Raw genomic sequence first — 12,937 nt, 5'->3', positions numbered from 1 at the left:
GCCGGGTCGGCGCTGCGATCAGTCGAACCATTCGTCTGCCGGATCGAACTTCGGCAGGCAGACGATGAGCACCTGCATTTCGCCGACGGCCCGATGCCTCGTCCCCGGACGGATCATCACGGAAACGCCCGGTTGGACGGCGACCCGTTTTCCATCCAGTTCCAGGGCCGCCTCCGGGCCGCATTCGAGGATGACGTAGGTCTCGGTCAGCCGCTTGTGGTAGTGGGTCTGCGCCTCGGTCGAGATCGTCGTGAGATGGATCGTGCCGGGAAAATCGGCGACGTCCGCGAACGCTCGGCGGGCGGTTCCACAGGGGCACGGCACACCGGGGATGGTGTTGAAGTCGGCGAACTCGAAGCCGGCCTGCGCGGGACTGTGGGACATGGAGGCTGTCTGGGGCGGGGGGCGGGGGGCGGGGGGATTTGCGGAGGTATTTGACGCCGGGGAGCGAGGAGGGCGCGTGTGTGGGTGGTCCTGTACTTCTCGCCCTCTTTCCCGCTGAAGTTTAGCGGAGGGATCGGGAGAGCGTGGGTGGTGCGGACATGGGGTCGTTGGAGCCGACCGGGCCGGGGTGTGTGACGACAGGTTGACGGCGGTTGTGTTCATGCGGTCCTCCATCATGACGGGGGTGGTTGCGCGGGTGGGCTCGGGAGTCGATTGGCAGGTTGGGGATTGGGGCGTGGCTATTGCTCCTCCTTGGGTTTGGCCGGATACTGACGGGGCTGGAGTGCGGTGTGAGGACACCCGGGCGAGTTTCTGCTGTCGTCCGCTCATTGCCGCCCGGCCGCATCCCTTTTTGGGGGGCGTGCCGCTTCGTGACTGCTTCAGGTTTCCGTCATGCAGCCTCGCTTTGCGCTCCTGATTGTCCTCCTCCTGCTCGCGCCGGTTTGCCGCGTGTCGGCCGCTGAAAGTGCACTGGCCGTCGTTCCGGCGCGACTGGAACTGCGTGGGCCGGTTCATCCCGGCCGGCTGCTCGTTCAGACGGTCTCCGGCCATGAAACGGCGGGCCAGGTCATCGAGAACGTCACGTGGTCGACCAGCGATGTGGCCGTGGCCGAGTGCCAAGAGGGCGTCGTGACTCCGAAGGGGAACGGCCGGGCCGTGATCACGGCCGAGCATGGCGGTCAGAAGGTCACGGCCGAAGTGGTGGTCACCGGATTCGACACGCCTCACGAGTGGACGTTCCGCAACGACGTGCTGCCGATTCTTGCCAAGTCGAGCTGCAACATGGGGGCCTGCCACGGGGCGCTGGCCGGCAAGGGCGGGTTCCGGCTGTCGCTGCGGGGGTACGACCCGGCCAGCGATTATTTCACGATGACGCAGCAGGATCGCGGCCGGCGGATCGAACTGGCCGATCCGGGGCGGAGCCTGATCCTGGCCAAGCCGACCGGGGCATTGGCGCACAAAGGGGGCGTGCGGTTTGAAGTCGACTCTCCGGAATACCGGATCATGTCGGAATGGGTCGCACATGGTGCAGCCGCGCCGTCCGAAGACGATCCGCAGGTCGATCACCTGGAGATTCTGCCGGAGCGGTCGCGGCAGAAGGTGGGCGCCACGCAGCAGATGCTGGTGCGGGCGCATTTCACGAATGGAGAAGTCCGTGACGTCACGCCGTGGGTGAAGTGGACTTCGACCAACGACGCGGTTGCCCGCGTCGACGATCACGGCCTGGCGAGCGTGATGGGGTCGGGGGAAGGGGCGATCAGCGCCTGGTACTCGCAGAAGATTGCTATTGGAAACATCACCGTACCCTACCCGGCCGGGGACTTCGTGGCCGGTTCTCAGGTCGCCCCGAAGAATTTCATCGATGAACTGGTCGACCGGCAGCTTGTCCGGCTGAATCTTCCGGGGTCTCCGCTGTGCGACGACGGGACGTTCCTTCGCCGGGCCAGCCTCGACACCATCGGCACGCTGCCGACGCTGGAGGAGACCAACGCCTTTCTCGCGGACACGTCGCCCGACAAGCGCGAGAAGCTCGTCGACTCGCTGCTGGCCCGGAAGGAGTACGTCGACTACTGGACTTACAAATGGTCGGACGTTCTGACGATCAACGGGACGCGCCTGCGGCCGGCGGCCGTGAAGGCGTACTACATGTGGCTTCGCGAACGGGTCGAGAAGAACACCCCGTGGGATGAAACGGTTCGCCAGGTGCTGACGGCGACGGGGGACAGCCTGGAGAACGGGGCAACCAACTTCTATGCGCTGCAGCAAAGCCCGGAAGACATGACCGAGAACGCCTGCCAGGCGTTCCTCGGACTGTCGATCGGCTGCGCGAAGTGCCACAACCATCCGCTCGAGAAATGGACCAACGACCAGTACTACGGCATGGCGAGCCTGTTCTCGCGCGTGAAGGCCAAGGGCTGGGGAGGCGAGGCGCGAAGCGGCGACGGGCTGCGCACGCTGTATGTCTCCACTTCGGGAGAACTGGTCCAGCCGCGGACCGGCAAGCCTCAGCCGCCGACTCCGCTCGACAGCGCGTCGATTCCCTTCGAAGACGAGGCGGATCGCCGGATCAAGCTGGCGGAATGGATGACGTCGGCCGAGAACCCCTACTTCGCGCGGTCGGTGACGAACCGGGTGTGGGCCAACTTCTTCGGTGTGGGGCTCGTGATGCCGATCGACGACATGCGGGTCTCCAATCCCGCCAGCAACGAAGAGCTGCTCTCCGCGGCCGCGCAGTCGGTCGTCGACAACCACTTCAATCTGAAGACGCTGATGCGGGCGATTCTGCTCTCGAACGCCTACCAGCGTTCGGCCGTGCCGCTGCCGGGGAACAGCGCCGAACAGCGGTTTTACTCACGCTATTACCCGAAGCGGCTGTCGGCGGAAGTGCTGCATGACGCGATCTGCCAGGTGACGGAGAAGCCGTCCGAATTCACCAACGTCGCGTTCCTGGGAGCCGACAAGCAGAAGACCGACTTCTATCCCGCGGGGACGCGGGCGATCCAGCTGTACGACTCGGCCGTCGATTCGTACTTCCTGCAGACGTTCGGCCGGAACCAGCGGCGTGTGACGTGCGAATGCGAGCGATCGGACGAGCCGACGATGGTGCAGGTGCTGCACATCGCGAACGGCGACACCGTGAACGCCAAGCTGAAAGACGCGAAGGGGCGGGTCAGCGAACTGCTGGACGCGAAGCTCTCCAACGCCGAGTTGATCGAGCGGGCCTACCTGCTGGCCTTCTCCCGCAAGCCGACCGAGGCGGAGAAAACGCCACTCTTGGAAACGCTCGACGCCGCCAGCGAGGCGGATCGCCGCGAGGTGGTGGAAGATCTCTTCTGGGCGATCCTCAGCAGCCGGGAGTTTCTGTTCAACCACTGAGTTCGTGAAGATGAAAAGGTTCAGTCCACGGAGATTTCCTCATGGATGTCTCCGTGGTGAACCTTTTCTTCACGGACCAATCCCCTTCGGTTGCAGTGAGCCGCAGGGGGGCGCACAGTGCGGGTATGTCGCGAAAACTTGTCTGCTATCCGCCGATCGAAGAAGCCCGTCTGGAACCGCTTCGCGAGGCCGCAGCGCCTGTTGAGGTGATCAACGCCGCGAGCATCGAAGAAGCGTTCGTGGAAATCGCGGACGCCGAGGCCTTCTTCGGGAAGATCACTCCCGGGCTGCTGGCCGCGGCGAAGAACCTGACGTGGATCCAGTCGCCGACGGCGAGTCTCGAACACTACATGTTCCCGGAGCTGATCGAGCATCCGGCGACGCTGTCGAACATGCGGGGGCTGTTCTCGGACGTCATTGCCGACCATGTCCTCGGAATGATGCTCTGCTTCGTCCGGCATCTGCACACCTACATCCGTCAGCAGCCGCACGGACTGTGGGCGCCGGTGGGCGGCGAGGATGAGCGGCAGCCGTTCGCGATGGGGCCCGCCTATGTCAGCGGAATGGACCGGCTCCACAAGCGGCTGGCCGATTGCACGCTGGGCGTTGTCGGCGTCGGTGCGATCGGAGCGGAGATCTGCCGGAGGGCGTCTGCTTTCGAGATGCGGATCTGCGGCGTCGATTCGGAGTCACGGCGGATTCCCGGTGTGCTGGAGGAAGTCTGGCCCGTCGACCGACTGCCCGACCTCCTCGCGCACAGCGACTTCGTCGTGATCGCCGCTCCGCAGACTCCCGCGACCGAGCAGATGTTCCGGATGCCCCAGTTCGAGCAGATGCGGCCGGACGCGGTGCTCATCAACATCGGGCGGGGGGCGATCGTCTCCCTCGACGACCTGGTCGCCGCCCTCGACAACAAGTTGATCGCGGGCGCCGCGCTCGATGTGTTCGAGGTCGAACCGCTTCCCAAGGATCATCCCCTCTGGCGGATGCCGAACGTCATCCTCACGCCGCACGTCGCTGCCTGTTCGGTGAAGATTCCGGAGCGGCACCTGGCGACGCTGCTGGAGAACGTCCGCCGGTTCAGCCGGGGCGAACCGCCGCTGAATGTTGTCGACAAAGCAATCTACGACCGCACGCGATAAGGAGCGCGGCGCCATGAACGATGGACCGGAAACTCGCGACGAAACGGACGTTATTCGCGGGCGTGCGCGGCGTCCCTGGTCGCGGCGGCAGTGGCTGGCGGCCGCCGCCGGCAGTGTGGCCGCGGGCGCCGCCGGGTTTGGCGGCTACGTGTTCCGCTTCGAGCCTCACTGGGTCGAGATCGTCCGACGCGAAATGCCGATTGCCGGACTTCCTGCCGGTCTGGAAGGCAAGACCCTGCTCCAGCTGAGCGACCTCCACATCGGTTCGATCGTGGACGACGGTTACCTGATCGGAGCATTGCAGAAAGCGGCGGCGCTCGAGCCGGACATCGTGGTGCAGACGGGCGACCTGATTCAGGACGCTCCTTCCGGACTGCCGAAGGCCGCCCGAATCCTCGAGCACTTTCCCAGAGGCAAACGGGCGACGCTCTCGATCCTCGGCAACCATGATTACGGGCCCGGCTGGTCTCACATGGGGGTGGGTGAGTCGACCGCGGCTGTGCAGCGGGAGGCGGGACTGACCGTGCTGCGGAACAGCAGCGTCGACGTCGACGGTCTCAGGATCGCCGGGCTCGAGGAGCTACTCGGTCCGTTCTGGCGGGACGGACTGGCGGCCGGGGTGGTCCGCGACGACAGGCCCCATGTCATTCTCTGCCATAACCCGGATGCCTGCGACCGGAGCATCTGGCGCGGACGCCGGCCCGAGGAGGACTACGGTGGCTGGATTCTGTCCGGACACACGCACGGCGGGCAGGTGAGTCTTCCCTTCTACGGTCCCCCGATTCTCCCCGTCATCAACAAGCGGTATACGTCCGGGGAGTTCTATGTCGGCGGGGAGCGGCGGCTGTATATCAACCGAGCCCTAGGTTACCTGCGCCGCGTCCGCTTCAATGTCCGGCCCGAGATCACCCTCTTCACGCTTCGATCAGCGAGTCCAGCCTGACAGCCTCATCGGCCTGGGTCGACCGCACGTCGAACACGTCGCAGGCGTCTTCCGGCTTGCGATAGAGCTGGCCATCGCCGGCCTCGCGGTCGGGCGCGATCGAGCGAACAAACAGCCAGTCTGCTGATCGGATCGCGACGGCGCGTTCGTCCGCCTGGATGCAGACCGACTCGACGCCGGGCAGCGTCTCGAGTCGCGCGACAAGGCCGGTTGAGTCACCCGCTTCTCCGGAAACGATTGATGCGGCGACAGCCGTCGTCGGCAGGAGGTCGAGTCGCCTGCGGCCAAATCCGACCCCGCGACCTTCGAGCGCAAGAAGCGGAACGCGGGCGAGGTCGTCCGAGATGGAAGGAGTCTGTTCGGCCCGGCGGCGGATCGTCGGCCGTGTCCGGAGGACGCCTCGACCTGACGTCAGAAGAAACGTCCAGCGCTCGTCGGCGCAGTCGAGCCATTCATCCAGGAACGCATCGAGTTCTTCATCGATGACCGCCTGTTGCTCGAGCACGGTCTCGACGTCAGCCGCGGCCGACAGCGGTTCCGGCGCAAGACGGAGTCCTGGATGCCTCACCCACGCGAGGCACGGGCCGTTCTGTTCGCGCATCCAGCTGGACGCCTGGTGGAGGGTCTGTGTCAGCCGGCTCCGGCTCCGCTTGTGGGCCTTCGATCTGCCGGAGGACTCTTCAGAAGCAGGAAAGAACTGCGAAGAGAACGGAACGGATTGAACGCCAGCGAGAATCTGCCCCGGCCCGGCGAGATGGAATCCGGCGATGGCCGCGGCGGCGGGCCGGACATCGGGCGAGATCGCATTGTCGAAGATCGTTCCGACGGCGGCGAGCCGGTCGAAGCCGCGGGTGGTCGAATCGAGGCTGCCGTAGCAGCCGATCCAGCGGCGGGGGAGGCAGTCAAAAGTCAGGAGCAGACAGCGCATGCGGCGGATGGTCGCATCACCGGGCAGCCGGCTCAACCGGGACAGCGACCCGGTCGAGAAGTCCGCTCAGGGACTCGGTCCACAAACCGATCGCGCCCGCGGCAGGATCCATGATGTCGTTGTGTCCCGCCTCGGGGAGTTCCGTGAATGACCTGGGGACACCCGATTTGGATGCCGCAGGTGCGGCGGCGAACAGCGTCTTCCCCTGCTGGAAGGGGACGATCCTGTCCTGACGGCCATGAACGGCGGCGATCGGACAGGTCACATCCGGGATGCGCGAGAGCGAGTCGAAGCGGTCGCGAAGCACCCACCGCACCGGCAGGTAGGGATAGTGGTAAGCCCCCGCGTCGACGAGCGATGAGAAGGTCGCCTGCAGGAACAGGCCCGCAGGCGGCGTTCCTTCGGCACACAGATCGGCCGCCAGTCGCGTGGCCACTCCGCCGCCGAGAGACTCCCCGCAGACAACGATCCGCCCGGCGGGAACCTTGAGTTCCTCCCGGACGAAACGCCAGGCGGCCCGGGCATCGCGGGCCAGCCCCTCTTCCGAGGGCCTGCCCGGGTTCTCGGCGTATCCCCGGTAGTCGAAAATGATCGCGTGGGCGTTCCGCTTGTGAATGAGCGAGATCTGTGGCAGACGATGCGCACGGTGCCCGGCGTTGCCATTGAACCACAGGCAGACCGGCCGGACATCGGACACGAGGGCCGTCAGATCCGACTCGCCGTCGCCCGGGGCGGGAATTGCCCAGCCGTTGAGCGTCAGGCCGTCGTCGGTGGTGGCGTGCACGGAAAAGATCCGTGCACGCAGGGCGACCATCGCGCGCTGCGGATCGGGAGTTTCGCGGAGTGGGTGGTAAATCAGCCTTCGCTGGAACGCGACGAACAAGAGGATCGGCTGCAAACAGAGGACTAAGAGCAGAATCACCCGCCGGCGCCCGCTTCTCACAGGCTTCGTCGGGTCGCCCGCGCTGCTGGCTGTCGACATCATGCGGCGCTGTGCATCGACAGATTGCCCGGATTCCCGCGAGGTTTCAATTGCTCGCCTTCTTCTTATCGGCCGGCGCGGCTGGAACGGCAGGCACCGCCACGGCAGGTTGAGCCGGTGCGAGCTCCAGGATGATCAGGGCGTGGACCCGTTGTTCCTGGGAGGCGCCGTTTCGCGCATTGACGATCGCCGCCTGATCGGTGACATCGAAATTCTGGGACACCGGCTCGGCCGCGGATTGCTGCTGTTTCAAGCTGATTCCGAGTGAGCTTTTGGCTTCGTTCGATCGCTCGACCTCGTTTCGCGGTGAGGCAGCCACATTGCCCGCCGCGTTTTCCTGAACCACCCCATTGCTCCGCGAACGGCGGACGTTCCAGGTCTGGTTCTGGCCGGCCAACCCGCGCTGCAGGCCGTTGCCCTTCAAACTGTTTCCCTGAACACCATTGCCCTGCGACCGATTGCGGAGCATGGTCTCGACGATCGGCATCGCGGCCTGCGAATCGATCTGGGCCGAAACACCACGTCCGTTCGAGACCTGGGCCGGGGCGGATTCCGGCGTCGTGAGGGCCGGAGTCGTGGCGACTGGCTCGGACGTCGTGACCATGGGCTCGGACGGCGCGGCCGGGGCTGGCGGCGCGGACGGCAATTCCTTCGGATCCGAGGCGGGCTTCGATTCCGCAAGCTTGCTGAAGTCCTTCTCGGACTCGTTCGTAGCCTGCCTGTCCGCCCACCTGCTCTTTGCAGCCGCAGATGACAAGTCCTCGGGCGCGGCGAAGAGCTGACCAGCGGCAGCAGCACCAGCCGCCTCGCTTTTCGGGGCCGCGACAGGACGTCCGAACGATTCCTGCAGGCCGGACTCATCAGCGGGCTTCGAGGCAGCGAGCCCCGCCTGCGCTCCGAAGGAGTTGGCGGACTCTGCTTCAGAATCGACCGCGAGCGTCCCCAGGTCCTGGAACTCCCGGAAGTCGGGGAGTGTTTCGATCGCATCGAGAGTCTGCCCGATCTGTTCGGGAGTCCCTTCGACGTAATAAACCAACTGGCGGCCTCCGCTCGTCGCCGCCGATGTTCCACCGGCCAAGGCAGGTGTTTCGGTCACGACGATGTCGAAACTGTTGTCTGTCAGGATCGTCTTCATTGTCCCCGCCATCTTGCGGGTATCGACGACCGTGTATTTGAGCACCTGGGTCTGCCCGGCATTGCCGTACAGCGTGCTGAGCACTTCACCCGGAAGAGGATCCCGCCCCAGCTTCTGGACGTAATCCGTCAGCGATTGCACGTGCGCGCTGTTGACGCCCCGGCCGTTGGGCGTTGTGAACCCCAGTTCCACGGGCGGTACGACCGGAGCCGGGGTGATGGCGAAACCCTCCGGCACCCCGCCGGAGTTGACCAGTTCGTCGCCCGTCACCACGCGACGCCCCTTCGCCACCTCGCCGGGCAGCAGCACGACAATCGCCACCCCGGCGGCGAGAACCGATCCCGCCGCCATCACGGGCCACATTCCAAACAGTCGCCGCCGCTTCGTTTCCACGTTCCGGACAAGCGGCTTCGGAGCGATCGCTGCCACGACGCGTTCCGGCAGGTCGACCGGAGCCCGGGCGCGGGGCAGACCGCGGATCAGGTCTCCGACCTCGGACAGTTCATCGAGCGTCTCCCGGAGGCCCGGAGATTGTTCGAGCCGACGTTCGACGGCCGCGCGCTCCTCGGGCGACACCTCGCCATCGAGGTAAGCGGAGAGCAGTTCGTCAAAATCGCGGGACATGGACGGAACGATCGGGAATCAGACTAAAGGTCGGAGGGTTTGAGGACGCGGGTCAGTTTGTCGCGGAGTTCGTGTCGGGCGCGGTGGATGCGGCTGCGGACCGTCCCGACCGGGCAGTTCATCACGCTGGCGATCTCTTCGTACGGCAGACCTTCGATCTCTTTCAGGATGAGGGCATTGCGGTAGTCGTCGCCAAGCTCTTCCAGGGCTTCGCGAACAATTCGGGTCCGTTCGTCGGTGTGGATTCCCGAGGCAGGGTCCGAGGAACTCCGTCCATCCACCGGCTCATCCCCCAGGTCCTCGCGGCGTCCGTCGAGTGACTGCGATTTCCGGCGATGGCGACGCTGGTGGTTCACCGCGGCGTTGTAGGCAATCCGAAACAGCCACGAGTAAAAGGCCGACTGACCCCGAAACCGGTTGAGGTTGCGGTAGGCGAGCACAAAAGCATCCTGCGCCACGTCCGCCGCATCGTGCACCGAACCCAAAAGGTGCGACAGCGAGCCGAAGAGTCGGTCCTGGTGGCGACGCACCAGTTCACCGAAGGCTTCGGACTCGCCGGCCAGGGTTCGGTCGATGAGGGTTTGATCGGAGTGCACGTGTGTCCAACAGTGGGACGCCGCCCGCCGGGGCAGAGTTCCCGGAAGTTGTGATTCAGTTTACGCCCCCCCTCCGCCAGCGGGCAACGCGGAGTCCGCGCCAACAGCCGCCGTCGGGCTTGATTAGTCGTTAGTCATTGGTCATGAGTCGTTTACGATCAAGCCCCTCGCCCTCAACGCACGGCGAGGACTGATGACCATTTCCCTGTGACCGATGACCGTCGACCCTTCCCATCCCTCGCTTCCGCTCGATTCCTCTGGCGATCTGTCCAGACCTTCCCGCCCCCTTCCCGCGTCGGCCGACGGTCTCTATCAACAGGTCTGGCAGGCGGCCTGGCTGGGCCTGTTGATCAACCTGGGCCTCGGCCTCGCGAAGCTGGTCGGCGGAATCTTGGGCGATTCGTTCGCGCTGATCTCCGATTCCATCAACTCGCTCGGAGACGTCGTCGCGACGGTCGTCGTCCTCATCGCCGTCCGGATTGCCCAGCAGCCCGCAGACGACGAACATCCCTATGGCCATACGCGGGCCGAAGCGATCGCCGGCTCCACGGTGGCCGTGCTGATCATGGTTTCTGCGCTCGGGATCGGATGGGAGGCCGTCCAGCGGCTCACGCTCGAGCATTCCCTTCCGGAAGCGTGGACCCTGTGGATCGCGGGCGTCAACGTCGTCATCAAGGAATGGCTGTATCGCTACAAGCTGCGCGTGGGCCAGCGCACCGGGTCTCGGGCGATGATCGCCAACGCCTGGGACCACCGCTCCGACGCCTTCTGCGCCCTCGCCGTGCTCATCGGGCTGGCGACCGTCCGCTGGGGCAACGGCCGCTGGATGTGGGCCGATGAACTGGCCGCGATGGTCGTCGTGGCGGCGATCCTCGTCTCCGCGAGTCGACTCTACCGCGACAGCGCCAGCGAGTTGATGGATCTCCAGGCGGATGGCACGCTCGTAGACCAGGTGCGGACGATGGCCTCGACAATCCCCGGAGTGCGCGGTGTCGAGAAACTGTGGGTCCGCAAGTCGGGACTCGAGTACTTCGTCGACATCCACATCGAAGTCGATTCCAACCTGACCGTGGCCGAAGGACACCGGATCGGCCATGTTGTGAAAGACCGGCTGACAGGCTGCTTCGCCTCCATCCGCGACGTGCTCGTGCATCTGGAGCCCTTTGAACCCCAGGGGCACGACCCTACTTGACGCTGTTCATGTCGAGGGCCGAGGACAATGTCTGACCGGATCACGCTGGGTTTCAACGTTCTGATGATTGCCTATCTGTCGGCTCTCGGGTTCTTCAAATTCGCGTTCTCAGGGAGCATCAGAACCGTACCCTTCGAAGGATTGATCCTGACGACGCTGCTCGATCTGGTGCGGTACCTCGTGGTGCTTGTGATCTCGACCTGGTTTCTCCGGGAATTCTGGTTCCGGCTGGTCAGCCCGATGTTTCGCATTCGCCCGGTCGAGTTCCAGGAAGCCATGGCGATTCTGCTGATGCTGGCGGTTGTCAGCCGCTGATCGCTTCCTGACTCTGTCGACCTTCATCAGAATCGGGGCAGCGATGCGTTCACGCCCGGGCAAGGCGTTCTTAAGGGGGCATGCGGGATGACGATTCGGGTCAAATGTCCGTCGTGTCAACAGACGCTGAAGGCGGAAGATCGCCACGCGGGCCGAACCGTCCGCTGTCCCGCCTGCCGCGAACCCGTCGCCATTCCACAGCCCGCTCCCGCCGTCGACGAATCGCCCTCGCCGATGGACCCGTTCGCCGGAGACGCCGCGCCGGCTCCCTCCCGTCCCAAAGCCGTCGTTCCACCGAAACCCAGGGTCAAACGGCCGCTCCCCGCAGCCGACGGTGCGCCGCCACCCGGCCCGCCGCCAAAGCCCGCCGTCGACGATGAAGACATCGGCGACTGGCTGACCGACGGCGAAGTCGAAGCGCCACGGCGAAAGCGTGAATCGGGCGACGAGATTCCATCGCCGTCTCCCAACTGGGACGGCGTCTCGGAAACCTACGACCTGGTGAGCAGTCCTGTCGAGAAGGAAGAGTTCTCGGATAATCTCCCGCCAAAGGTCAGCAAGAAGAAAAAGAAGAAGCCGGCGAGCGACTCGGACATCGACGAAAAACCTTCCCGGCGGTCGAAGTCGCGCGCTGGCGGAACACCATCCGGGCGTCCGTGGCTGCTGTGGGCGCTGGCCGCGTGCCTGTTGCCGCTGGCCATCAGCGTCGTTGCTCCGGGCCAGTCCATCCTGGAGCAGATTCGCGCTGCGGCCGACAACGATCCGGCGCTCGCGGAACGCCTGGAGGCGCTTCCGGAGACTGCCGAAGATCCGATCGGGACGCTCCTCGCCGCGTTTCCGGACAGGAAGCTGCCAGGCGCATTCCTCGCGCGGGACACTTCATGGCACTACGGTCTGGCTGCGATCAGCGCCATCGGCTTTCTCGGTCTCATTCTGGCCGCCTGGCCGGATGAAGAAGTCAGTCCCGGCTACCTTGTCGGCATGGGACTGCTGACAGGCACGATCGGCATCGCGCTGCTGCTCGGCTTCCAGTTCATCGCAGACTGGACACAGAGCTTCTACCTCCGCGGACGCAGCATCATCGTCCTGCTGTTCTACATCGTGAAGTTCATCGGGTTCTCGTATCGCTGCGCGATCGACCCGTCGATCGGTTTCGGGCTGAGCTTCATGGGGTACACCTTCGGCGTCGGGTTCTGCGAAGAGCTGTGCAAGGCGGTCCCGATTCTGCTGTATCTGTGGGGCGTCCCGAACGCGACGTGGCGCGGGGCGACCGTCGTCGGCTTTGCCAGCGGCGTCGGATTCGGCGTCTCGGAAGGCATCACCTACTCGGCCGAGATGTACAACGGCCTCGCGGCGCCGATGACCTACGCCATCCGGTTTCTGTCGTGCGTCGCCCTGCACACAATCTGGGCCGGCAGCGTCGGCCTGCTGATGTACCGCGACCAGTCGCATCTTCACGACATCGAATGGGACGACATCCTGATGTTCATCGTGAAGTACCTGAGCATCGCGATGGTGCTGCACGGCCTGTACGACGTGCTGCTCAAGTTCGACCACGAGTTCGGAGCGCTGGCGATCGCCGCGATCAGTTTCGGCTGGCTGCTGTTTCTGGTCGGGCAGCAGCAGCGGGAGGAGCTGGCGGTGGGTTGAGGTTACATCGCATCCATGCGTCGCGGCACGGCATCTGAGCGGCCCGCAAGGTCGGCTTCATGGACTCTGAACGCTACGGATTGACGGCATGCACTCCCGGGACGTGTCT

General features: G+C 65.0%; 11 protein-coding genes. 6 read left to right on the top strand and 5 right to left on the bottom strand.

The annotated features are described in order from the left end of the window. Positions 1–18: 18 nt before the first annotated feature. Entirely contained in the window at positions 19–384 is a 366-nt protein-coding gene (locus Pan44_RS01425) for a cupin domain-containing protein (protein WP_145026555.1), read from the bottom strand. Positions 385–837: 453 nt separating this feature from the next. On the opposite strand from Pan44_RS01425, the gene Pan44_RS01420 reads away from it, so the two are divergent. From Pan44_RS01420 to Pan44_RS01410, 3 genes are all read left to right on the top strand, one after another. Next, positions 838–3,321, top strand: a complete 2,484-nt coding sequence (locus Pan44_RS01420; protein WP_145026554.1) for a DUF1549 domain-containing protein — start codon at positions 838–840, stop codon at positions 3,319–3,321. A 125-nt stretch (positions 3,322–3,446) separates the two neighbouring features. Next, a complete protein-coding gene (locus Pan44_RS01415; RefSeq protein WP_145026553.1) occupies positions 3,447–4,463 on the top strand; it encodes a D-2-hydroxyacid dehydrogenase in 1,017 nt (338 codons plus the stop codon). Between the two features lie 13 nt (positions 4,464–4,476). Next, positions 4,477–5,406: a metallophosphoesterase gene (locus Pan44_RS01410; protein ID WP_145026552.1), complete on the top strand. Its 930-nt coding sequence runs from the start codon at positions 4,477–4,479 to the stop codon at positions 5,404–5,406. On the opposite strand, the gene Pan44_RS01405 is transcribed toward Pan44_RS01410, so the two are convergent. From Pan44_RS01405 to Pan44_RS01390, 4 genes are all read right to left on the bottom strand, one after another. Next, on the bottom strand, positions 5,378–6,334 hold the full coding sequence (locus Pan44_RS01405; RefSeq protein ID WP_145026551.1) for an alkaline phosphatase family protein: 957 nt from the start codon (positions 6,332–6,334) through the stop codon (positions 5,378–5,380). The two genes, Pan44_RS01410 and Pan44_RS01405, sit on opposite strands and share 29 nt — an antisense overlap. A 16-nt stretch (positions 6,335–6,350) precedes the next feature. Beyond that, positions 6,351–7,256 carry an alpha/beta hydrolase gene (locus Pan44_RS01400; protein ID WP_197453747.1) on the bottom strand — a complete coding sequence of 302 codons (906 nt, stop codon included), beginning with the start codon at positions 7,254–7,256 and terminating at the stop codon, positions 6,351–6,353. A 106-nt stretch (positions 7,257–7,362) separates the two neighbouring features. Continuing rightward, complete coding sequence (locus Pan44_RS01395) at positions 7,363–9,075, bottom strand: anti-sigma factor family protein (protein WP_145026549.1); 1,713 nt, start codon at positions 9,073–9,075, stop codon at positions 7,363–7,365. Positions 9,076–9,098: 23 nt separating this feature from the next. Then, on the bottom strand, positions 9,099–9,671 hold the full coding sequence (locus tag Pan44_RS01390; RefSeq protein WP_145026548.1) for a sigma-70 family RNA polymerase sigma factor: 573 nt from the start codon (positions 9,669–9,671) through the stop codon (positions 9,099–9,101). Between the two features lie 214 nt (positions 9,672–9,885). Between Pan44_RS01390 and Pan44_RS01385 the strand changes: the two genes are divergently transcribed. The 3 genes from Pan44_RS01385 to Pan44_RS01375 all read left to right on the top strand — a co-directional run bounded on the left by Pan44_RS01385 (position 9,886) and on the right by Pan44_RS01375 (position 12,828). After that, positions 9,886–10,863 carry a cation diffusion facilitator family transporter gene (locus Pan44_RS01385; RefSeq protein ID WP_197453746.1) on the top strand — a complete coding sequence of 326 codons (978 nt, stop codon included), beginning with the start codon at positions 9,886–9,888 and terminating at the stop codon, positions 10,861–10,863. A 27-nt stretch (positions 10,864–10,890) separates the two neighbouring features. Beyond that, on the top strand, positions 10,891–11,178 hold the full coding sequence (locus Pan44_RS01380; protein WP_145026547.1) for a hypothetical protein: 288 nt from the start codon (positions 10,891–10,893) through the stop codon (positions 11,176–11,178). Between the two features lie 87 nt (positions 11,179–11,265). Beyond that, entirely contained in the window at positions 11,266–12,828 is a 1,563-nt protein-coding gene (locus Pan44_RS01375) for a PrsW family glutamic-type intramembrane protease (protein WP_145026546.1), read from the top strand. Positions 12,829–12,937: the final 109 nt, after the last annotated feature.

Origin of the sequence: Caulifigura coniformis, from assembly GCF_007745175.1 — a bacterium.
Lineage (GTDB): Bacteria > Planctomycetota > Planctomycetia > Planctomycetales > Planctomycetaceae > Caulifigura > Caulifigura coniformis.
Note: the sequence above shows the minus strand (reverse complement) of the source record. Positions and strands in the feature narration are given on the sequence as shown.

Excerpts from the sequence above, each read along its gene's own strand:
- Pan44_RS01425 (WP_145026555.1), bottom strand. The coding sequence starts at position 384 with ATGTCCCACAGTCCCGCGCAGGCCGGCTTCGAGTTCGCCGACTTCAAC.
- Pan44_RS01420 (WP_145026554.1), top strand. The coding sequence starts at position 838 with ATGCAGCCTCGCTTTGCGCTCCTGATTGTCCTCCTCCTGCTCGCGCCG.
- Pan44_RS01415 (WP_145026553.1), top strand. The coding sequence starts at position 3,447 with ATGTCGCGAAAACTTGTCTGCTATCCGCCGATCGAAGAAGCCCGTCTG.
- Pan44_RS01410 (WP_145026552.1), top strand. The coding sequence starts at position 4,477 with ATGAACGATGGACCGGAAACTCGCGACGAAACGGACGTTATTCGCGGG.
- Pan44_RS01405 (WP_145026551.1), bottom strand. The coding sequence starts at position 6,334 with ATGCGCTGTCTGCTCCTGACTTTTGACTGCCTCCCCCGCCGCTGGATC.
- Pan44_RS01395 (WP_145026549.1), bottom strand. The coding sequence starts at position 9,075 with ATGTCCCGCGATTTTGACGAACTGCTCTCCGCTTACCTCGATGGCGAG.
- Pan44_RS01385 (WP_197453746.1), top strand. The coding sequence starts at position 9,886 with ATGACCGTCGACCCTTCCCATCCCTCGCTTCCGCTCGATTCCTCTGGC.
- Pan44_RS01380 (WP_145026547.1), top strand. The coding sequence starts at position 10,891 with ATGTCTGACCGGATCACGCTGGGTTTCAACGTTCTGATGATTGCCTAT.
- Pan44_RS01375 (WP_145026546.1), top strand. The coding sequence starts at position 11,266 with ATGACGATTCGGGTCAAATGTCCGTCGTGTCAACAGACGCTGAAGGCG.